Raw genomic sequence first — 20,866 nt, 5'->3', positions numbered from 1 at the left:
GGTAGACCCTGCGACGCCTCTCGCGCCCGGGTCCGCACGTATTCGTCGCCCGCGTGCTAGATCATCGGATCAAGGCCCCTTCTAATCCGACGGTCGCAGGTTCGAATCCTGCAGGGCGCGCTTTCACCAGCGGAAACCTCAGCCGCGCCCGCGCGCCGGCGCGGCATGGGGCAGATGTGAGGCAATCCTGAGTCAGCCGCCGAGCGGCCGCCCCAGCGCGGACGCGGCCTTCAGTACCAGCTGGGCCGTCTCCTGGGCCGCGTGGTGGGTCACCTCGGGCAGCACCGAGACGTAGGTGTCGGCGGTCAGCACGATGCTGGCGTGCCCGAGCATGGCCTGCACCACCTTCAGGTCGGTGTGCGCGGCCAGCGCCAGGGTGGCGGCGCCGTGCCGCAGGTCGTGCAGCCGGATGGGCGGTTGTCCTGAGGCGGCCACCAGCCGGCGGAACCGGCCGGTGAGGTAGTCCGGCCGCAACGGCGCCCCATCCGCGGTGGTGAACACGTACCCCGAGTCCTGCCAGGGGGTGCCCGCCACCGCGCTCAGCTTTCTTGGCGCTCGCGGTGGCGGGTCAGCACCCGTACGGTCTCCGCGTCCAGGGCTACCACGCGGCAACTGGCTCAATGGTGCAGCGACTGGGACCACCGTCCATGGATCGGACGATGAATTCGTTGTCGCCGTTCCTGATCCATTCTTCTACGCGTTCGGTGCGGGTGAAGTCCCCATTGCGGTCAAGGTTTGAAGCGACGACCATGCAATTCGTGCTCCCGCCCGCAACCTTGAGCTGTAGGGAGAGGATCTTGTCGAGCGCAGCGTCATCTATGCCGTCTCCGCCGATCATCCCGTCATTTCAGGCCGTCGAGGAAAGACTTGGCCACCTTCGTCAGGGCGGGTTGCGCGACTGCCGGCTCGAAGAACGGTGCCCGGTAGTCGGCGGCGTCGACGAGACCGCCTCCGGTCGTCGTCCCCCGGAACGTGACCTCGACCGTCCGGTCGCCGACCAGGACCTTGATGAGAATCTCCGTCGTGGGGGGCGCGCTCTTGTCGTGAAGCTTGGTGGTGCTGGAGACCACGACGAATGCCTTCTCGCCGAGCCCGGAGAGCTCCTGGCGGGGTTCGTAGTCCGTGTGGAGGCGATCGCTGGTGAGGCCGCCCCCGTTGTGGTACCGGTCGTACTTCTTGGCATCGCGATCGAACTGGAACGTCGAGCCGGTGTCGCCGCCACCCCAGTCGACCATGTGAATGCCGAGTTCACCGCCGCGAGCGGTGAACTCCTGCCCGGGCCGGTGCTTGATGACCTCCTTGACCGACCAGGTGCAGGTGGTCTGCTTGATCCTGCCGTCATTGGTGCTGACGGACGGTCCGCCGACGGCGGGGAAGAACGCCGACTCGATCTGTTCGGCGGTGACGATGCCGCAGGGCCCGGTGAGTTTCACCTTGTCGGCACTCTTGGCCATTTCCGCGGCGATGAGCTTGGCGACGTTCCCTGCCGAGGCCCGCGTCTCGTCGCCGGAGGGGTACTTGGCGCCGGTCCGGTTGTCACCGCCGTAGGTGACCTTGACCAGCCAGGGTCCCTGCCGGACGAACACCTCCGCCTTGAGGCCGCTCCTGCCTATCGAGGTCTGGCTGTAGGAGGCGTCGCCATACTCCAGCGGCTTGAGCTCGCCGAATGCCGAGCCTGAGGTCCTGCCATCGATCCGCTTGCCGTTCCGGACGTTGACTCGCCGCGCGTGCGTTTGCTTGTCCTGGCCGAAGCGGTCCGTGGCGTATTCGACGGCACTGCGTGTCCCTGCGCTCTTGGCTTCCACGGAGATGCTCAGCGCGCGATATCCGAGAACGCCGTTGCCGACGTCCATCTTGTTGTTCGTCCAGCTGCAGGCTGCCCGCTTCTCGGTGTCGGTGGCGGCCCCAGTGGATGCGTCCTTCCCGCCGTATTCGGCGTCCGCCACCAGGCTTTTACGGAGATCGCCCGGTACGGCGGCGCAGAGCTGGTCGCCGGTGATCGCCCGGAGTTTCCCCGCCTCGGTGGTCCTCGCCGCCTCGGCCGTGGGCGACCGGGCCGGATTGCCCCGGCCGGGGGTCGGGCTCGCGGGCGGGCCGGCTTCGGCACGGCTCAGGAGCAGCGAGCCCCCTGCCAGTCCGCCGAGCACGACGACGCCGAGCACGACGACGAGGGCGATCAGCGGCCCCTTCCCTCCGCTTCCGTTGCCGTTCGGCGGAGGTGGAGACCAATGCCCGCCGGATCCGCCTTGCGGGTGGCGCGGCTGCTCGCCGGGACCAGGAGGCCACCGTACGCCCGGTCCCGGCGGTGCACCCTGTGCGGGGGGTGGAAAGCTGCCCGGAGGCCAGGCCTGCCCGGGGTGCCGGCCGCCCGGATGTCCGGGCGCGCCGGATCCGTGGGATGGCGGGTAAGGGGTGGACATCGGAGAACCTCCAGAGCGGGCGAGCCTGCCGCCCCTGATATGGCAGGCATACGGGAGGAAGGGGTGCTTCATCCCTTGCGCCCCGGACGCGAGCCTACGGATGGCGGGAACGCGGGTGTGTCAGGCGAACGCCCTTCATCGTGATTACGGTTCGGTCAACCGTCAGAGTGCAGTTTGCGAGCGTATTCCTGTGATGTCGTAGTGTGATCGTAGAGATTTGTAGCGTTACCACCGGTTAGCGGGCCCGGCCGTGCTGTGATGGGTGGGTGACTGAGCGCAAGCAGTCCCCGAGCGACTTGTCCGACGTGCAGTGGGCGTTGATCGAACCGGTACTCACCGCATGGAAGGCCGTGCACCCGTCCGTCAGCTACGAATTGCGTGAGATCGTCAACGTCATCCGCTACCAGGGACGGACCGGCGTTCACTGGGACTACCTCCCGATTGCCGACCCGAGCCTGGTCGTACTGGACAGCAGCAGATCCGCCCACTTCGGCTTAATACGAGTGACTCCCGCAGCGCTCGGAGGCCTACCTGACGTGGGCCGCGATCACCCTCATGGCCGGGCAACTGACCAGGACGAAGCCGCCGGCGTGGACCCGAAGGCCAGCATCAGCGCCGCGGGCCGGAGTGCGGCGGCGGGCTCAGTCAGTTGGAGCTGGGGACGCGATGTCGATGCCGGCTGAGCGCATTCTTGCCTCGGACAACGCCGCCAGCCTGACTCAGGCTGGCTTCTGCTCGTGTCCGTGGTGGTTGAGCAGGCTGTACCGGACCGCGCCGTCGGTGCGAGCCCGGAGTGCGGCCGGGATCGGCAGCAGGGAGGGATGGGCGAGACAGTACTCGGCCAAGGTGTGGCGAGTCCGTCGATCCGGGGGGTCGTCCGGCTCCCGTTCAGCGGCACTGCGGACTTGCCGCGACCGCGATGGTTGTCGTGGGTTCTTGGCCTCTTCTCGCAGGTCAGAGACCGATGAGCTTGTCAGGCACGTCAGGCACGTCGGCGGGTTCTCACAGCACGCGGTGTGGCTGCGATCCAGCTCACCATGATCGACCGTCAACTCCGGTACCGAAGTACTTAAGCACGTCAGATTCCGCGTCGTTCTCGCCTCCGTAAGTTGGTGGTCACAAGAGAGCACGATCACTGAGGAGAACGACATGAGCGACATGAACGAGTTGGTCCAGCGCTACCTCGCCGCGTGGAACGAGACCGACGCCGCCGCGCGGCAGGCCGTCCTGGCGGAGGTCTTCGCGCAGGACGCGGTGTACACCGACCCGCTGGTCTCCGTACGGGGCAGGGACGGGCTCGACGCCACCATCGCGGCGGTTCAGGGGCAGTTCGGCGGGCTGGTCTTCAGCCTCGGCGGCACCGTGGACGCGCACCACGACATCGCCCGGTTCACCTGGCACCTTGGACCTGAGGGCGGCGAGCCGATCGTCATCGGCTTCGACGTGGCGGTGATCGGTGATGACGGGCGGATCAGCCAGGTGCTCGGCTTCCTGGACAAAGTGCCCGCCGGAGCCTGAACACCTTCAAGGAGGAACCATGACCGCATATGTGATCGCGCATCTTCGTGACCCGGAGCGGTTGCACCAGGACGTGGCGGAGTACCTGGAGAGGATCCAGTCGACGCTGGACCCGTTCTCCGGCCGCTTCGTCGTCCATGGGGGACCGGTGGACGTCCGTGAGGGCCAGTGGTCCGGGGGCGTCGTCATGCTCGAGTTCCCGTCGGTGCACAACGCGCGCGGCTGGTACGAGTCCGCCGCCTACCAGGCGATCCTGCCGCTGCGAGCGGACCATTTGGAGGGCGAGGTGATCATCGTCGAAGGCGTCGGCCCCGACCACGATTCGGCCGCGATGGGCGCCGAATACCGCGAAGCGCTCAAGGGATGACGTCGTAGTTGAAGCCGAAGGCGCGGACACCGGTCTCCGTACGGGGCCGGTGGCTCGTCTTCGGGCCGAAGGCGACGTAGGTGCCGGGGCCGTGGGTGCGGTCGCCCTCGATGAGCTCGCCGCTCACGACGAAGTACGCCTCGCCGTAGGTGTCGTGAACGTCGAGGTCCGGCCATTCGGCGCCGGGGGCGAGGTCGATCACCCACGTCCTGATCCCGGGCATGCCCGGCAGCATCCGTACGTCGATGCCGGGGCCCAGCTCCATCGGCGTGACCTCATTGACGTCCACGGGGAGTATTTGCCCAGGTAGGACCTGTTCGCTCATCGGGACACGATCTCACAGCCCGAGTCGATCGGCGAACTCCTTGAGCTCGCCCCGGGAGGCGACGCCGAGCTTGGGATATGCCTTGTAGAGATGGAAGCCGACCGTACGGTGGCTGAGGAAGAGCTGCGCGGCGATGTCGCGGTTGGACAGGCCCTGCGCGGCGAGGCGGGCGATCTGCAGTTCTTGCGGGGTGAGACCGGCGGCCACGCCCTCGGCCGGTCTGGGGCCTTGGCCCGGGGCGCCGGTCGCGGTGAGCTCGCCGCGCGCGCGTTCGGCCCACGGCCGCATGCCCAGCCGGTCGAAGACCTCCAGAGCGTCGTGCAACGGCCCGCGCGCCTCGGCCTTCCGCTGCGCCCTGCGCAGCCACTCGCCGTAGAGCAGCGCGGTCCTCGCGTACTCCAGCGGGCGGACGTCCTGGCTGTGCAGGTCGAGGGCCGCCGTGTAGAGCGCCTCAGCCTGGTCGTCGGCGGCCAGCAGCCCGCGGCAGCGCAGCACGAGTGCGTCGGCCCACGGCTGCCGTACCGACCCGGCCCACGTCGCCAGGCGTGCCAGCGGCTCGGCGGCGCGCTCCGGCGACCCCACCCGTACGGCCGACTCCACCAGGTCGGGAGTGGAACGGGTGGCGCAGATGTGATGGCGCATCGGCTCGCGGGTCAGGCGCTCGAAGCGGTCGAGCGCCGCCTCGGCGCGGCCGAGACCGAGGTCGAGCAGCCCAAGCGACCAGTGCGCCCACGGCGCGCCGGGCGAGATGGCCGCGGCGGTGGCCCCCGCGAGCCCCTCCTCGGCGTTGCGCCGGCAGGCGGCCTCCTCGCCTTTGGCCGCATCGAGGTAGGCGAGCACGCTGCTGAACTGGCTGACCCACTGCTGCTGGCCGGTGTCGCGGGCGAGCCCCAGGGCCTCGGTCGCGGTAGCGAGCGCGTCCAGGTGCCGGCCGGTGAACACCTCTCCCTCGGCCATGAAGAACAGCACCGTTGGCAGCCTCCCGGCGCCGCCCCGCTCGCGGCATCCGGCCGCGAGCTCGGTCGCCAGCTCGTAGGCGTCGGCGTCCTGGCCCAATGCGAGCGCCGCGCCGCAGAGGATCATCAACGTCTGGTCGGGGGCCCGGCCGCGCCGCCGTACCGCCGCGAGGGTGTCGCCCAGCGGCGGCGGCCGCTCGGAACGGCCTCGGCCGAGATGAACGAGGTACGGCCCCACCGGCGCGAGTGGATCCGCGTCGTCGAGCGGCAGCGCGGCCAGCCGGTCCAGCGTCGCCGCGAGCTGCCGTTCGCCCAGGTACCAGGAGGTGTGCACGGCCTGGATCAGCAGTACGGCGGCCTGGCCTGGATCGGTGTCGCGGATAAGCCCGGCGCCGTCGAGCAGCAACCGGTGGGCGGCCGGGTAGGAGCCCTGCCAGAAGTCCGCGAGCGCCCGCACCTGGGCGACTCGCGCCTGCATCGCCGGGTCTTCGTCCAGCCCCCGGGCCGCGCGGCCCCCCAGATCCCTGGCGCGCTCCAGATCGCCTGCCTCCAGCGCCGCCTCAGCCGCAAGAGCCTCCCGTCGAGCCCTGGCGCCGGGCTCGACGCTCAGGCGGGCGGCCCGTTCGTAGGCCGCCGCGGCCGCCCCGTGGCCACTGCGTTCGCGGGCGCGGGAGGCGGTGCGTTCCAGCGCGGCGGCGGTCTCTTCGTCGGCTTCGGTGGCGGCGGCCGCCAGATGCCAGGCCCGGCGGTCGGCGTGCTCCGGCGAGCCGAGAGCGGCGGCCAGCGCGCGGTGGGCGGCGAGGCGCTGTCCGAGCGGCGCCCGCTGGTAGACGGCGGCGCGGATCAGCGGATGGCGGAACCGTATCGTGGTGCCGTCGGCGTCGCCGCGCAACACCAGGCCGGCCCGCTCGGCGGGGGACAGGTCCTCGACGGCCGCCCCCAGCTCGGCGGCGGCACGCAGGATCACGGCGAGCTCGCCGGTTTCGTCGGCCGCCGCGACCAGAAGCAGGCTCTGGCAGGCCGCGGGCATCCGGCTGACCTGGCCGTGGAAGGCCAGTTGCAGCCGGTCGGTGAGGGGGAGCGCCCCCGGCGAGAACGCGCTGCCGCCTTCGGCCGCCAGGGCGACCGGCAGCTCCAGCAGCGCCAAGGGGTTGCCGCCGGCCTCGGCGAGCAGGCGGTAGCGTAGGGCGGGCGCGAGCGGATGCCGGTCGAGCAGGGCCGCTGCCGCCTGCGGGGCCAGCCCGGAAAGGCGCGACTCCGGCAGGCCGGGGGCGGGAAAGGAGCCCTCGCCATCCCGGGCAGCGAAGATCATGACCACGCCCTCGGTGTGCAGGCGCCGGGCGGCGAACAGCAGCGCCTCCCGCGAGGCGCGGTCGAGCCACTGCGCGTCATCCACGAGACACAGCAGTCCCGTCTCGTCCGCGTACTCCGCCAGGAGGGACAGCACCGCCAGCCCCACCAGCATCGGCTCCGAGCCGGTCGCGGGCCCGAGCCCGAACGCCGCCTCCAGGGCCGCGCGCTGCGGGCCTGGCAGCGCGGCGAGATGACCGAGCGCCGGGCGCAGCAGCAACTGCAGCCCCGAGAACGGCAGCTCCGCCTCGAACTCGACCCCCGTGCCGCGGGCCAGCCGCAGGTCGCGGGCCGACGCGGCGGCGTGGTCGAGCAACGCCGTCTTGCCGATGCCCGGCTCGCCGCGCAGCACCAGCGCCGAACTGCCCCCCGCCCGCGCCCTCGCCAGCAGTTCGGCGATCGCGTCCATTTCGGGCTCTCTTCCGTACAGTCCCCCCGCGCCCATGACCCCATCCTGGCATTCGTCCAGGCAGGCTCACGATGTGGCCATGAGAGCCACGCTTTCGTCTTTCACGGAGGTCGCGGAACCGACGGCGAACGGCCCGGGCTCAAGCCGCGGGCACTGATCACCGCCGGTGACATCACAGAACTGACCTGCGGGAAACAGCAGGGGGTCCCGTGATCTGCCAGGCCTCAAGCTGCGGGGCGCTTGACGGAGTGTCGGGATGTCGCCTCACGCGGTGCGCTTCTACCTGACCGGGCTCTACGGCAGCGACACCAGCACTCGGCCCATCCTCCTGACCGGTGAGGTCGTCGTTTCAAGCTCTCTGCCAAGATTGTCGGGCTGACAGACAGAATGTGCCGTTGCGCCCGAGCATCGGAAAGCGAGATCATCACGCATGCTCGACCCCTTGCCGCCCGAGGACGATGGGGCCTCACCAGCGGTTTCCACGCCGCATTTCGTGGGTCGTGATCGGGAGATGGCGGCGCTTCGAGTCGCCTTGGCCAGGCCCCCGGCGATCGTGCTGGTGGAGGGCGAGGCGGGGATCGGGAAGAGCCGGCTGGTGCGGGAGTGGCTGGCCGCGCCTGACCAGCGCACTGCCCTGGTCTCGGTGTGCCCACCGCTGCGCGAGTCGCTGACGTTGGGGCCGATCGTCGACGCGTTCCGTGGGATCGACCGCCCGGTGTCGCGGTTGCGGCTCACCGAGCTCGCGGGTGCGTTACGGCCCCTGTTCCCTGAATGGTCCTCGGACCTGCCGCCCGCACTGCCGCCTTTGAGCGATGCGAAGGCGGCACGGCATCGCCTGTTCCGCGCCCTGGACGAGCTGCTGCGGGCTCTGCACGTCGACGTTCTCGTGCTCGAGGACGCTCACTGGGCGGACGAGGTGACCTTGGAGTTCCTGCTGTTCGTCGCCTCTCGACAGCAATCGGACGGGCCGAGCCTCGTGATCTCCTATCGGCCGGAGGAGGTGGACGCCGGATCGCTGTTGCTGCGGCTGACGTCCCGGTTTCCGGCCGGCGTGACCCAGCTGAGGATCGCCCTGGCGCCGCTGCGACCCGACGACACGGCGGCGCTGGTGTCCTCGATGCTGGACGGCAACCCGATATCGCAGGAGTTCACGACGTTCATGCATGAGCGGACCGGTGGGGTGCCGCTGGTGCTGGAGGAGTCGGTTCGCCTGATGTGCGACCGTGCCGACCTCGTCTTCCGCGACGGACAGTGGGTCCGGCTGAAGCTGCGCAAGCTGCAGGTGCCGCCGACGGTGCGCGACTCCACCCGGGAGCGGGTGGGCCGTCTGTCGCCGGCGGCGCAGCAGGTGTTGCGAGCCGCGGCCACGTTGGCCGAGCGGTCATCGGTGGCCACGATCGCGATGACCGCCGGTCTGCCACCGGCCGCGTGCCGAGGCGCCATCGCGGAGGCGGCCGACGTCGGCGTCCTGGACGGAGACGACCGCGGCCAGTGGCGATTCCGGCACGTGCTGGCCGCCACGGCCGTCTACGAAGCGATCCCGTCGGCCGAACGCAGACACTTGCACCTGCTGGCCGGCCGGGCCTTGGAGGGCATCGATCCGCCGCCTGTCGCACGCCTTGCCCACCACTTCCGTGAGGCGGGCGAGACACGGTCCTGGGCGCGGTACGCCGAGCAGGGTGCCGAGCTGGCCATGGCCTCGGGTGACCACACCAAGGCGGTCGACTTGCTGGTCGATCTGTTCTCGTGGTCCGAGCTGCCGCCGGCGGATCGGGCACGGGTCGCGCGCATCGCCGGAGTAGCCGCACTGGGCCGTCGCGAACCGGTCGACGAGGTCTACCACCGGGTGATCCGTACCTTGCGCTCGGTGCTGGAGACCCCCGGTCTCTCTGCCCGCCAGCAGGCCGAGATCCGTAACCCCTTGGGCCGGCTGCTGATCATCGGGGGTGAGGCGCAGGCCGCGCTCAGCGAGCTCGAGCAAGCGGTGACCAACCTCGACCATGACCCGGTCGAGGCGGCCCGGGCGATGACCTATCTGGGATGGGCCTACGCGGGACCGTGGCCGGCGTCGACCCATCGGCGCTGGCTGGATCGCGCCGCTGAGCTCACCGCCGAAGTCGACTCTCCCGCGGAGCGGCTCAACCTGGCCGGCAACCGAGCCGCCGCGCTGCTCATGCTCGGCGCGGAGGAGGCCTGGGACGTCGTCGCCGACCTGCCCATCGACGGCGCGACCTCGGCGGAGCGGCTCGACGTGGCCCGCATCCACACCAATGTCGGGACCGGCGCGCTGATCTGGGGCCGGTACGCCGACGCGGACAAGCACCTCGCCGTGGCCATGCGCCTTGCCGAGGCCGAGCAGGCGTCCCGGCTGCGACACAACGTCCGGCTCGAACAGGGCAACCTGGCGTGGTTCACCGGTCGGTGGGAGGGTCTCGCGGAGACAAGCGCGGCGCTCGCCGATGCCGACCGGGACCGGCCGGCGCTCTACCTCGGCAGCATTCGCCTCGCGGCCCGGCTGGCGGCCGCCGCCGGGCGGCGGCGCGCCGCGATGGAGCAGTTCCGGCTGGTCCTTGAGGAGTCCGCCCGTCTCGGCGCGGCCGACGACACGATGGAGGCCGCCGCCGCGCTGGCAAGACTGTGGCTGACGGAGGGGAACAGCGGCCGGGCGCTGCAGATCACGAACGAGCCGATGGACACGGTCCGGAGAAAAGGCATCTGGGTCTGGGCGACGGACCTCGTCCCCGCCCGGATCGAGGCGCATCTCGTCGCGGGCGACCTGCGGGCCGCGACTCGCCTGGGCGACCAGTTCGCCAGAGGACTGCGTGGCCGTACGGCGCCTGCGCCTCGCGCCGCCCTCGCCGTATGCCGTGCTCTGCTGGCCGCCGCGGCCGGAGACCACGCCCGCGCGGCGAGGGCGTACGACCGGGCGGCGCGAGCCTGGGACGCGTTGCCGCGCCCCTACGACGCCATGCTCGCCCGCGAGCGTCAAGCCGAGGCGCTCATGGCGCAAGGCCATGTCGAACGGGGCCGAGAGCTGCTGGCCGCACAGTACGAGCGACTGTTCGGGCTCGGAGCCCGCGGCGATGCGGATCGTGTCGCACAGCGGCTTCGCGAACACGGCGCCGAGGTTCCGCGCTTGTGGCGCGGCGGCCGGCGGGGGTACGGCGACCGGCTCTCGCCTCGTGAGCTCGACGTGGTCCGGCTGGTCGTCGCCGGCAAGACGAACCGGGAGATCAGCCGGATCCTGGCCAAGTCACCGGCCACGGTGGATCAACAGCTGCGCGCGGCGATGCGTAAGTTGAAGGTGAGTACCCGAACCGCGCTCGCCGTCAAGGCAGTAGAGGCCGGAGTGTTCGCGGAAGAGGACTCCCTCAGCGACCCGTCATGAAAATTGACGTATCCGCCGGATAGCGAAGATCGCTCGTCACCCTGAGCATGACTCCATGATCCATGCCCCTAGGGCAGTGCATGCCTGAGCGACCTGTCGCGCGTGACGACTCCCTCATCGAGCACCAGCAACCACTTGAGCTGTCGCGAGGCGGCGTCAGCACCCCTGACGCCCCCGACGCCCCTGACGCCCCCGATACCCGGGATGACGGCGATGACGGCGATGACGAGAGCCACGACCCCTACCAACCCCTGTAGGCCGGAGGACCCCCCACGTGAGACTGCAAGCCCTCGTCACCTCGCTGGCCTTAGCGGTCGGCCTGAGCATGATCGCGCCACCGCCGGCGTCGGCCGCTGAGCCGGATCCCGGTGCACCCGCCAACAAGATCGCGTCGGACCTGAAGGGCCGTTTCCGCACGGAGCCGGTCTCCGACTTCTGGATCACGTTCGACGCCAAGGCCGACCTCGCGCCGGCGATGAAGATCGCCGACTGGACCGCTCGCGGTCAGTTCGTCTACGACGCATTGAAGGCCGCGGCCAAGTCCTCCGCGGCATCCGTCTCCGCCCAGCTCGACGCGGCGGGCGTGAAGTACACGTCCTACCCGCTCGTCAACGCCGTGCTCGTCAAGGGCGGCACGCAGAAGCTCGCGCTCGACGTCGCCTCGGTCGGGCAGGTCGCCGAGATCCATGCGTCGCCGCAGGTCGCGCTGGTCCAGCCCATCGACGAGAAGACGCCGGACGACCAGGCCGCGCGCCCCGCCGCCCCCAAGGACGCCTCCAAGGACGCCGACGCGCACGCCTCCAAGGACGCCGACGCGGACGCCGACGAGGACGGCACCGTCGCGTGGGGCCTGGACGCCATTCACGCCCCCGAGGCCTGGGCCATGGGGGCCACCGGTTCGGGCATCACCGTGTCCAACCTCGACTCGGGTGTTCAGTTCGACCACCCCGCCCTGACGCGGCAGTACCGCGGCAAGAAGCCCGACGGCACCGTCGACCACAACTACAACTGGATGGCCACCCGGGGCACGTGCGCCGGAGCACCGTGCGACGACGACGGACACGGCACGCACACCATGGGCACCATGGTCGGCGACGACGGCACCAACCACGTCGGCGTCGCCCCGGACGCGCAGTGGATCGCGACGAACGGCTGCTGCGACAGCACCGGCGTCGAGTCGTTGCTCAAGTCCGGCTGGTGGTTGCTCGCCCCGACCGACGTCAACGGGAACAACCCCGACCCGTCCAAGCGCCCCCACGTCATCAACAACTCGTGGGGCCAGACCGTCGAGCACAACTTCGACGACTTCTTCCGGGCCATCGACGAGGCCTGGAGCGCCGCAGGCATCTTCAGCGTCTGGTCATCGGGCAACACCTCGCCGTACGCGGCGTGCGACACCGTCTCCTCGCCGGGCTCCGCCGAGAGTGCCTACTCGGTCGGCGCCTACGCGTCGGACGGCACGCTCGCGTTGTTCTCCCGCAAGGGCGAGGGTGAAGGTGGCCGGATCAAGCCCGAGATCTCCGCTCCGGGCGTCGCCGTCACGTCGTCCTACCCGAACGACGGTTACGTCGCGATGTCCGGCACCTCGATGGCGGCTCCCCACGTCGCCGGCGCCGTCGCCGCCCTGTGGAGCTACGACCCGACCCTCATCGGGCAGGTCGAGGAGACTCGCCGCCTGCTGGCCGAGTCGGCCGTCGACGTCGACGACACCGAGTGCGGCGGCACCGCCGGCTTCAACAACAAGTACGGCGAAGGCCGGCTCGACCTCGTCCGCCTGCTCGAGCTCGCACCCCGGCAGGGCGGTACCCTCACCGGTGTCGTCACCGCCGACGGCGCCCCGGTCTCCGGCGTCGACGTGATGATCAGCGGACCGTTCAGCCGGTCCGTCGGGACCGACAAGGACGGCCGGTTCAAGGTCAGCCTCCCGGTCGGCGACTACCAGATCAGCACCGAGTCCTTCGGGTACCTGCCCGCGACCGCGAGCGCCGCGATCGCCCTCGGCCAGGACACCTCGGTCGAGATCGCCCTCACCGCCGCCGCGCGCCACGACATCAGCGGCAGGGTCATCGACGACAAGAAACAGCCCGTCCCGAACGCCGACGTCTCCGTCAAGGACACGCCGCTGGACGCCGTGCGCACGGACGCCAACGGCGCGTTCACGATCGCCGGTGTGCCGGAGGGCCGGTACGGGCTCGCCGTCACGCCCAACGCCTGCTTCTCGCCGACGTCCGTCCCGCTGACCGTCGGTGCCGAGAACACGTCGCTGGAGATCCCGGTCGGGCTCGTCGTCGACAAGGGCGGCTACAGCTGCTCCGTCTCCGAGGGGGAGTACTTGCGCGGTACCGACCCGGTCACGTACGGGAGCGGCGTGTGGGCGACGGTGAACCTGCCGTTCCCGGTCGCGCTCTACAACGGCAGCCATGACAGCCTCGCGATCAGCCTGCGCGGCGTGATCTCCCCGGACAACTCCACGGGACCCGGTTTCGGCGGTGCCGGCCTCTTCCCGTTCACCGTCTCGTCCCCCGTCCAGTTCGCCTCCGGCGGAGGAGTCTTCACGGCGGCCACCAAGGTCGACGGCGAGGACGCGTTCGTCATCGAGTTCCGCGACGCCAAGATCTGGGCCTACCCGATCCGGTCCGAGTACACGGAGCCGGTCAGCTTCTCGGCCACGCTCACCCGCTCGGGCAAGGTGATCTACGGGTACGGCGACGGCATCGGGACCGACGACCCGGTGACCGGCGGCGCCCGCACCATCACCGGCATCCAGGGCTGGGCCGGCGTGGACGGCATCCGGTTCTCCGAGAACGTCCCGGTGCTCCACGACGGGATGATCGTCACCTACGATCTTCCGGACTGGGGCTACCTCGACGCGACCGTCGTCGACAAGAACGACGGGCTGCCGGTGTCCGGGGCCAAGGTCTCGTTCACCGACAAGAACGGCCTCGTCGAGAGCGTCACGACCAACGGGACGGGTGTCGTGCACCGCCAGTTGCCGGTCGCCGGCTACACGATGACCGTCGAGGCGCCGAACTACGTGACGGGGTCGTACGACTTCACTCTCGACAAGCTCTTCGCGAAGGCCACGATCGACGCGCGTCTCAGCACGGGCGTCGCCGGCCTGCAGGTGAGCGGCCTCGACGCCGTGATGGGAACCGACCAGAACGGTGTGGGCTCGCTGACGCTGACCAACACCGGTTCCGCCCCGCTCACGTACGACCTGGGCGAGGCGGCGCGCCACCCCGAGCTCGACGCCGCCGGCGCCACCACGCGCGCCGGGAAGGGCGCGGACAGCACGATCGACCTCAAGGCGTGGAAGGCCGGCGCGAGCGGCATGAAGCGGTCGAACGTCGACGGCAAGGCCGCGAAGGTGAGCGCCGCGGAAGCGAAGGCGGCCGACAAGGTCGGCGCGACCTCCGGCGGCGACGTCATCACCCGCATCGAGATCCCGGGCACGATCGCGGAGAAGGAACCCTCCGGCATCGGGTACGACGGCGACGTGTGGGTGCACGACTACAACGCGAAGACCAACACCGCCTACACCGTGACGGGCAAGCGGACCGGCAAGGTCTTCGACGCCTCGTGGAATCCCGCGTACCGGGCGTTCGACATGGCGCTCGACACCAAGACCGGTGACATGTGCCAGATGGAGGACAGCCCGGCCAGCTACATCCACTGCTTCGACCGGGAGACCGGGAAGGAGACCCGGCAGATCAAGGGTGACTGGTCAACGCTGCAGCTGACCGGACTCGCCTACAACCCCGCCGAGGACGTGTTCTACGTCGGCGGCCGGGCGAACGGCCTGATCGGAACCGTCGCCGGGACGTCGCACGACAACGCGGGTGCGCTGCTGTCCTTCTGCGCCCCGCCGCTGCCCGAGGTGATGGGCCTGGCCTACAACCAGGCCTCCGACACCATCTGGTACACCGACCTCACCTCGGACAGGCCCACCCGCCTGCTGCAGGTCGACCCCGACGACTGCTCGCTCGTCAACGCGTGGTGGTTCCCAGGCCAGAAGGTGGGCCAGGGTGGGGGCCTCGAGACCGACGCGACCGGGGCGCTGTGGGCGGCGGACCAGATCGCCGATGACGTCGTGCTGGTCGACGTCGAGGACGACCTGGTCACCGACCTGCCCTGGCTGTCGCTCTCCTCGACCGGCGGCACCCTCGCCCCGGGCGAGTCGGCGACGGTCAAGGTCTCGGTCTCCTCGAAGGACGCCGACCCGGGCACTGTCGGCGCGAACATCATCGTGCGCTCCGACTCAGGACGGCAGCCCAAGACCTACGTCCCGGTGACGCTCACGACCACGAAGTACCAGGTCGGCGTCAACGCAGGCGGCCCCTCGTTCACCGACGCCGCCGGCTACACCTGGTCCGGCGACCAGGCGGCTCGTGGCAAGGACTGGGGCTACGCCGGGAAGGGCAAGACCGTCTCCACGAGGGCCCCGATCGCGGGCACCGAGGACGACGCCCTGTTCCAGGCCCAGCGCACCACGCCGGACAAGGACCTGGTCTACACGTTCCCCGACGCGCCGAAGGGCACCTACGCCGTCGACCTCGGGTTCGCCGAGATCGAGCAGGTGAAGCAGGGCAAGCGGGTGTTCGACGTCCTCATCGACGACGAGCTGACGCAGTACGCCTACGACCCCGTGAAAGCCGTCGGCCCGAACACGGCCGACTGGCACACCGCCGTCGTGCGGCACGACGGCGGTCCGCTGACCGTGGAGCTGAGGGGCAGCAAGGGTCTGCGGGCCCCGAGCGTCGCGGCGCTGCGCGTGACGCTCGATCCGCGCGGAGACAAGGAGGAGCCGGAGCCCCAGCCCGAGGAGCCGGAGCCGGGCCCCGTGCCGGTGTCTCCCGCCGGTCGCTCGTACGCGATGAAGGTGAGCGACGGGCTCTACCGCCAGGGTACGCAGGACTCCGGGTGGCACGGCGACGACGCCTGCGGCGTGCTGTGGTTCGACTCCAGCTTCCTGTTCCCGTTCTACGACACGGCCTGGGACGGCGTGTGCGTGACGACGAACGGCGCGTTGATCTTCGACCGGGCCAACGCCCTGGGGAACAACACGGCGCTGCCGTCGCCATACGCGTTCGACGCGGTCTTTCCGTTCTGGGACGACCTGGTCGTCGACAACGAGGCGGGCATCTACTTCGGCACGACCGAGGTGGACGGCCTGGCCGCTGAGGTCATCGAGTGGCGCAACGTCACCTTCGACAGCGACAGGACGGCCCGGGTGAGCTTCTCGGTCACCCTGATCGCGGACGGCCGCATCCAGATCGGGTACGGCGACGGCATCGGCGGCGACAACCCCGTCACCCGCGGGTCGTCGGCGACGGTCGGCCTGGAGAGCCTGGCGGGCAACCCCGCGAACCAGTACTCCTTCAACCAGCCCATCCTGACGGCCGGTCTGGGGCTGGAGTACACTCTCCCGGCCGCGGGCACGATCGAGGGCACGGTCACCGACGCGAACGACGGCAAGCCGATCGCGGGCGCGATCGTCACGCTCACCGGGCCGAACGGTGAGCGGGTCATCACCGCCGACGAGAAGGGCCGGTGGAAGGCCCAGGCACTGGTCGGTGCGAACACCGTGCAGGTCTGGGCGCCGAACTACGTCGCGGCCGGCCACCCCGTCACCATCGCCAAGAAGGATCAGGCCGAGGTGGTCGACACGGCGTTGACCACGGGCGTCGCAAAGGTCACCGGAGGTGACCTCGACTGGCTCCTCGGCCGGAACCAGAAGGCGACGGCCGACGTGATCGTGACCAACACCGGCTCCGCCCCGCTCGAGGTGCGGCTCAGCGAGCAGAAACGCACCAGCGACGGCGGGCACGAGGCCGCCGACCTTCCGTGGCTGACCCTCACGGGCGCGGCCGCGGCCGGCACGGTCAAGCTCGCGGCCGGCGAGTCCACCACGGTCACGGCGACGGCCGACAACGCCGCAGTCTCGCCCGGCGTGTTCGTCGGGGACGTGCTCGTGGCGTCGAACGCCGGCAAGGGCGAAGCCCAGCTCAGGCCGGTCCGCCTGGCGACCTCGGCCTACTGGCAGGGCGTCGACGCGGGCGGGCCAGGGCACGTCGCCGCCGACGGCTTCGTCTGGTCGCCCGACCAGAAACTCGGCTCGCGGCCGTGGGGCTACGTCGGCGGCAAGGCCCGTGCCACCAAGGCCGGCATCGCCGGCACGGAGAACGACGACCTGTTCCGCACCCAGCGGACCGGCGAGACGTTCGCCTATGTGTTCAAGAACGCGCCCGCCGGGATGTACCGCATCGGCCTCGACTTCGCGGAGATCGAGAACGTCAAGGTCGGCAAGCGCGCCTTCGATGTCCTGGTCGACGGCGAAGTCGCGCTCCACGACCACGACGTGCAGAAGAAAGTGGGTGCGCTGACCGCGGACATGAACACGGTCACCGTCGAGCACGGCGGCGGCGATCTGAAGGTCGAGTTCCTCCGCGAGAAGGGCGAGCGCGACCCGATACTCAACGCCCTGAAGGTCCAGGAGGACCCGCGCCTGTGAGATAGCCGACCAATCCGCCCGCAGCGGTCAGAGCCTCCTCGGAGAGGATCGCCCTGGAGGCTCTGACCACGCCTACCGAGTTCGCGGCATGCGACCTGCGCTCGCCGGGAACTCCATCCATGCAGACATCCTGCAGGGCGCGCCATCGAGACCAGGCAATCCACGGGTTGACCTGGTCTTCTGCATGATCGGACCGGTTGTCCACATGCTGATGCGGATGGCATTCGGTGAACCATTCCGGCACCAGGCCGAGATAGTGGCGTTCCATGTTGTCCATGGGTGCTGCTCGAGCAGCAAGTCAGGTGGCTTCAGCTGTGGCTGTGCGGTGCTGTGGTGTCCGATCAATCGCGGGGCCGGGTCAGGGCTGTCGCTGAGTCGCGGATCATCAGCTCGGGTTCGGGGTCGGTGATGATGCCGCCGGTGATCGGGCGCCCCGCGATCAAGTCGTAGAGCGCCTCGACGCCGGCGCGGCCGAGGTCGTACATGGGCATCCGGACGGCGGTGACGGCCGGGCGGAGGTGTTGCATCAGGTCGACGTCGTGGATGCCGACCACGGACAGCTGGTCGGGGATGGCGATGCCGAGGTCGTGGGCGGCGGCCAGGACGCCGACCGCGCTCATGATGTTGTTGACGACGATGGCGGTCGGCGCGGTGGCCGCCTGCATGGCCTGCCGGAGGCCGTCGGCGCCGGCCTGCTCGCCGAAGCCGGTGGCCAGGTGCGGGGCCGGGGTCAGGCCGGCGGCGGACATCGCCTGCCGGTAGCCCAGGTAGCGCTGCTGGGCGAGGTATCCGGAACCGCCGACGAAGACGATGTGGCGGTGGCCGAGGTTGGCCAGGAACCGCGTCGCGATCTCGCCCGCGCGAAGGTCGTCCACGTCGATCCAGGGGTGGTCCACGTCGTGTTCCAGGATGAGGATCGGCTTGGGGTGGGAGCGGAGCTCGGCCATCACGTCGTCGTCCAGCAGCCCTTCGCCGCGGATCAGGATGCCGTCGACCGTGCCATGGCTGAGCAGCCGGGTCAGGAACCGGCTGCCGGAGCGCGTCGTCTCGGCATCGCCCAGCAGGACCGTCGCGCCGTGCTCCGCCGCCGCCTCGTAGACCCCGCGCCGCAGCGGTCCGTAGACCGGGTTGTCGATCTTGTTGAGGATCATCGCGATCATGTCGGTCTGGTTGAGCCGTAGCGAGCGCGCCGTCTGGTTGGGCTGGTAGCCCAGCTGCTGCATCGCCTCGAGCACCCGGGCGCGGGTGGATTCCTTCATCCGGGTGTGGCTCGTGCCGTTGACCACCGCCGACACCACGGCGAGCGACACTCCGGCGGCTCGTGCGACGTCACGTTGCGTTGCCATGGTGAAAGCCTACTCGGTTATTGACGTAACGTCTCACCATCCCTATGTTGAAGCAACGTTACGTCATGAAGGAGTCTGTATGACATCGACACGTCGCACCGTCCTCCTGCGGTCCTCCTGGGCGACGGTGAACATCGGCGACGTGGCCCACTCCCCTGGCGTGGTGCGGGCGTTTCAGCGGTTCGCGCCCGAGGTCGAGGTCGTCCTCTGGCCGATACGGCTGGAGGAGCGCGAACGATCCATGCTGCGGCACGCGTTTCCCGACGTGCGCGTCGTCGACGGCGCTCTCGGCGTGGACGGGCCGAGCACCCCTGAGCTCGCCGCCGCCATCGACGGCGCTGACGTCCTGATGCACGGATCGGGCGCGGACGCCTTCCAGGGCGCCGAGATCGATTGGTGGCGCGAGCACGTGGGCCGCCCGTACGGGTACTTCGGGATCACCGTGGATCCGCTGTGCCCGCCGACCATGGCGACGCTGCCCGAGCTGGCACAGATGGTCGATCAGCTCCCGCCGTCCTATCTCGAGGACGACGTCAAGGACCGTTTCGACGGCGCCGACTTCGTGTACTGCCGCGAGACGCTGACCCTGGCCACCCTGCGCGGCCAGAAGATCACCGGGCCCGACCTCGCCTTCGGGCCGGACGGCACGTTCGCGTTCGACCACACCGACGACGTCGCCGCCGCTCGCCTGCTGGAGGAGCTCGGCCTGCGGCCCGGCCGGTTCGCCTGCTTCGTCCCGAGGCTGCGCTACGCCCCGTACGCGAAGATCTACGGCACCGCACCGACCCGCGAGCAGATGCGGCGCGACGCGATCAACCGGGCCACCGTGACGCAGGACCTGGCGGTGCTGGCGGCGGCGATCGAGACCTGGGTACGCGTCAGCGGCCTGCCGGCCGTCGTGGTGCCCGAGATGAGCTATGCCGTCGAGCTGGCTCACGAGCAGCTTCCCGGCCTGCTCAGCCCGCAGACGCTCGATCAGGTCAGGATCCTGGACCGCTACTGGCCGCTGGAGGAGGCGACCGGCGTCTACGCCGTCTCGTCGCTGGTGGTCAGCATGGAGTGTCATTCGCCGATCATGGCCGCACGACATGCGATCCCGACGGTCTACCTCCGGCAGCCGACCGAGACCACGAAGTCCCAGATGTTCGCCGACCTCGGCGCCCCCGACCTGGTGATCGAGCTCGACCATCGCGCCGCGGCGACGGTCGTCGCGGCGGTCACCGACATCGCGACCGACCCGGCGCCCGCGATCGCCCGGAGCAGGAGGGTCGCGGCCAACGCCGACGACCGGCTGCGGGCGGCGGTGGAAGCCTGCGTGGCAGGCCGGCCCCTATCGGCGGGGATCGGCGATGCATAGGCTGCGCGAGCGCTGGCGGCGCGACCGGGTCCTGCTGCTGCTGGCGCTGCCCGGGGTCACGGTGCTGCTGCTGTTCCACTATCTGCCGCTCGGCGGGAACATCATCGCGTTCCAGGATTTCCAGCCGTTCCTCGGGATCTGGCACAGCCCGTACGTCGGGCTGGACAACTTCGAGCCGGTGCTCACCGGCGACCCGGTGTTCCTCAACGCGCTCGTCAACACGCTGATCATCACGCTGATCCAGGTGGCCTTCGTGTTCCCGCTGCCGATCTGCCTGGCGTTGATCCTGAACGCGACCGTCAGCGAACGGCTCAAGCGCCTCGCCCAGTCGATCCTCTACATGCCGCACTTCCTGTCCTGGGTGATCGTGGTCGCCCTGTTCCAGCAGATGTTCGGCAACGGCGGGATGCTCAACGCCTGGCTGCGCTCGGCCGACCTGTCCACGTTCAGCATCGTCGGCGTCCCCGAGCTGTTCAAGCTCATGATCACCTCGCAGGTGATCTGGAAGGACACCGGCTGGTCGACGATCATCTTCCTCGCCGCGCTGTCCAGGGTGGATCCGGCGCAGATGGAGGCCGCGGTGGTGGACGGCGCCTCGGCGGTGCGCCGCCTGTGGCACGTGACCCTGCCCGCCATCCGCCCGGTGATCGTCCTGCTGCTGATCCTGCGGCTCGGTGACTCGCTGTCCGTCGGGTTCGAGCAGATCATCCTGCAGCAGGCACAGGTCGGCGCCGGCGCGAGCGAAGTGCTCGACACCTACGTCTACAACCACGGGATCGTCGGCGGCGACTGGGGCACCGCGGCCGCGGTGGGGCTGATCAAGGGCATCGTCGGTGTCGCGCTCGTGCTCGGCGCCAACCGGCTGGCGCACGCCCTGGGCGAGCAGGGGGTGTACGCCAAATGACGAGCCGACCAGCGG

Annotated in this window: 15 protein-coding genes; 8 read left to right on the top strand and 7 right to left on the bottom strand. The window is 70.0% G+C overall.

The window, feature by feature from the left end:
• Positions 1-192: 192 nt before the first annotated feature.
• From ACFFR3_RS01195 to ACFFR3_RS01185, 3 genes are all read right to left on the bottom strand, one after another.
• Positions 193-534 carry a tyrosine-type recombinase/integrase gene (locus tag ACFFR3_RS01195; RefSeq protein WP_345388636.1) on the bottom strand — a complete coding sequence of 114 codons (342 nt, stop codon included), beginning with the start codon at positions 532-534 and terminating at the stop codon, positions 193-195.
• Positions 535-598: 64 nt separating this feature from the next.
• Positions 599-838 (bottom strand): hypothetical protein, encoded by a 240-nt coding sequence (locus ACFFR3_RS01190; protein ID WP_345388634.1) that lies wholly within the window; start codon positions 836-838, stop codon positions 599-601.
• A 4-nt stretch (positions 839-842) separates the two neighbouring features.
• Entirely contained in the window at positions 843-2,162 is a 1,320-nt protein-coding gene (locus ACFFR3_RS01185; RefSeq protein WP_364370745.1) for a hypothetical protein, read from the bottom strand.
• 608 nt (positions 2,163-2,770) lie between these two features.
• Here ACFFR3_RS01185 and ACFFR3_RS01180 point away from each other — a divergent pair.
• The 3 genes from ACFFR3_RS01180 to ACFFR3_RS01170 all read left to right on the top strand — a co-directional run bounded on the left by ACFFR3_RS01180 (position 2,771) and on the right by ACFFR3_RS01170 (position 4,305).
• Complete coding sequence (locus ACFFR3_RS01180) at positions 2,771-3,103, top strand: hypothetical protein (protein ID WP_379482460.1); 333 nt, start codon at positions 2,771-2,773, stop codon at positions 3,101-3,103.
• Between the two features lie 466 nt (positions 3,104-3,569).
• The gene (locus ACFFR3_RS01175) at positions 3,570-3,938 is read left to right on the top strand and encodes a nuclear transport factor 2 family protein (RefSeq protein WP_345388628.1); all 369 of its coding nucleotides are present in this window, start codon (positions 3,570-3,572) and stop codon (positions 3,936-3,938) included.
• A 19-nt stretch (positions 3,939-3,957) separates the two neighbouring features.
• Positions 3,958-4,305, top strand: a complete 348-nt coding sequence (locus ACFFR3_RS01170; RefSeq protein WP_364370752.1) for a DUF1330 domain-containing protein — start codon at positions 3,958-3,960, stop codon at positions 4,303-4,305.
• Here ACFFR3_RS01170 and ACFFR3_RS01165 read toward each other — a convergent pair.
• Together ACFFR3_RS01165 and ACFFR3_RS01160 are read right to left on the bottom strand one after the other, a co-directional pair.
• A complete protein-coding gene (locus tag ACFFR3_RS01165; protein WP_379482456.1) occupies positions 4,295-4,594 on the bottom strand; it encodes a cupin domain-containing protein in 300 nt (99 codons plus the stop codon). The genes ACFFR3_RS01170 and ACFFR3_RS01165 overlap by 11 nt on opposite strands.
• A gap of 48 nt (positions 4,595-4,642) precedes the next feature.
• Positions 4,643-7,381 (bottom strand): AAA family ATPase, encoded by a 2,739-nt coding sequence (locus ACFFR3_RS01160; protein ID WP_379482455.1) that lies wholly within the window; start codon positions 7,379-7,381, stop codon positions 4,643-4,645.
• Positions 7,382-7,775: 394 nt separating this feature from the next.
• On the opposite strand from ACFFR3_RS01160, the gene ACFFR3_RS01155 reads away from it, so the two are divergent.
• The 3 genes from ACFFR3_RS01155 (at position 7,776) to ACFFR3_RS01145 (ending at position 17,244) form a co-directional block, all read left to right on the top strand.
• Positions 7,776-10,733 (top strand): ATP-binding protein, encoded by a 2,958-nt coding sequence (locus ACFFR3_RS01155; RefSeq protein WP_379482454.1) that lies wholly within the window; start codon positions 7,776-7,778, stop codon positions 10,731-10,733.
• Between the two features lie 80 nt (positions 10,734-10,813).
• Positions 10,814-10,990 carry a hypothetical protein gene (locus ACFFR3_RS01150; protein ID WP_364370761.1) on the top strand — a complete coding sequence of 59 codons (177 nt, stop codon included), beginning with the start codon at positions 10,814-10,816 and terminating at the stop codon, positions 10,988-10,990.
• Between the two features lie 17 nt (positions 10,991-11,007).
• Positions 11,008-17,244 carry a S8 family serine peptidase gene (locus tag ACFFR3_RS01145; RefSeq protein ID WP_379482453.1) on the top strand — a complete coding sequence of 2,079 codons (6,237 nt, stop codon included), beginning with the start codon at positions 11,008-11,010 and terminating at the stop codon, positions 17,242-17,244.
• Here the strand turns inward: ACFFR3_RS01145 and ACFFR3_RS01140 are convergent.
• Positions 17,207-17,521: a hypothetical protein gene (locus tag ACFFR3_RS01140; protein WP_345388604.1), complete on the bottom strand. Its 315-nt coding sequence runs from the start codon at positions 17,519-17,521 to the stop codon at positions 17,207-17,209. The two genes, ACFFR3_RS01145 and ACFFR3_RS01140, sit on opposite strands and share 38 nt — an antisense overlap.
• Before the next feature lie 64 nt (positions 17,522-17,585).
• Positions 17,586-18,590 carry a LacI family DNA-binding transcriptional regulator gene (locus tag ACFFR3_RS01135; RefSeq protein ID WP_345388602.1) on the bottom strand — a complete coding sequence of 335 codons (1,005 nt, stop codon included), beginning with the start codon at positions 18,588-18,590 and terminating at the stop codon, positions 17,586-17,588.
• Positions 18,591-18,669: 79 nt separating this feature from the next.
• Between ACFFR3_RS01135 and ACFFR3_RS01130 the strand changes: the two genes are divergently transcribed.
• The gene (locus ACFFR3_RS01130) at positions 18,670-19,947 is read left to right on the top strand and encodes a polysaccharide pyruvyl transferase family protein (protein ID WP_345388600.1); all 1,278 of its coding nucleotides are present in this window, start codon (positions 18,670-18,672) and stop codon (positions 19,945-19,947) included.
• Positions 19,940-20,851 carry an ABC transporter permease gene (locus ACFFR3_RS01125; RefSeq protein ID WP_379482452.1) on the top strand — a complete coding sequence of 304 codons (912 nt, stop codon included), beginning with the start codon at positions 19,940-19,942 and terminating at the stop codon, positions 20,849-20,851. Before ACFFR3_RS01130 ends, ACFFR3_RS01125 begins: the two co-directional genes overlap by 8 nt.
• The last annotated feature ends 15 nt before the right edge of the window (positions 20,852-20,866 follow it).

Source organism: Nonomuraea salmonea (assembly GCF_042428605.1).
Lineage (GTDB): Bacteria > Actinomycetota > Actinomycetes > Streptosporangiales > Streptosporangiaceae > Nonomuraea > Nonomuraea salmonea.
The sequence above is the reverse complement of the archived record's forward strand: the minus strand, read 5'-3'. Positions and strand labels throughout refer to the sequence as shown.

Excerpts from the sequence above, each read along its gene's own strand:
- ACFFR3_RS01190 (WP_345388634.1), bottom strand. The coding sequence starts at position 838 with ATGATCGGCGGAGACGGCATAGATGACGCTGCGCTCGACAAGATCCTC.
- ACFFR3_RS01175 (WP_345388628.1), top strand. The coding sequence starts at position 3,570 with ATGAGCGACATGAACGAGTTGGTCCAGCGCTACCTCGCCGCGTGGAAC.
- ACFFR3_RS01170 (WP_364370752.1), top strand. The coding sequence starts at position 3,958 with ATGACCGCATATGTGATCGCGCATCTTCGTGACCCGGAGCGGTTGCAC.
- ACFFR3_RS01160 (WP_379482455.1), bottom strand. The coding sequence starts at position 7,381 with ATGGGCGCGGGGGGACTGTACGGAAGAGAGCCCGAAATGGACGCGATC.
- ACFFR3_RS01155 (WP_379482454.1), top strand. The coding sequence starts at position 7,776 with ATGCTCGACCCCTTGCCGCCCGAGGACGATGGGGCCTCACCAGCGGTT.
- ACFFR3_RS01150 (WP_364370761.1), top strand. The coding sequence starts at position 10,814 with ATGCCTGAGCGACCTGTCGCGCGTGACGACTCCCTCATCGAGCACCAG.
- ACFFR3_RS01140 (WP_345388604.1), bottom strand. The coding sequence starts at position 17,521 with ATGGACAACATGGAACGCCACTATCTCGGCCTGGTGCCGGAATGGTTC.
- ACFFR3_RS01135 (WP_345388602.1), bottom strand. The coding sequence starts at position 18,590 with ATGGCAACGCAACGTGACGTCGCACGAGCCGCCGGAGTGTCGCTCGCC.
- ACFFR3_RS01130 (WP_345388600.1), top strand. The coding sequence starts at position 18,670 with ATGACATCGACACGTCGCACCGTCCTCCTGCGGTCCTCCTGGGCGACG.
- ACFFR3_RS01125 (WP_379482452.1), top strand. The coding sequence starts at position 19,940 with ATGCATAGGCTGCGCGAGCGCTGGCGGCGCGACCGGGTCCTGCTGCTG.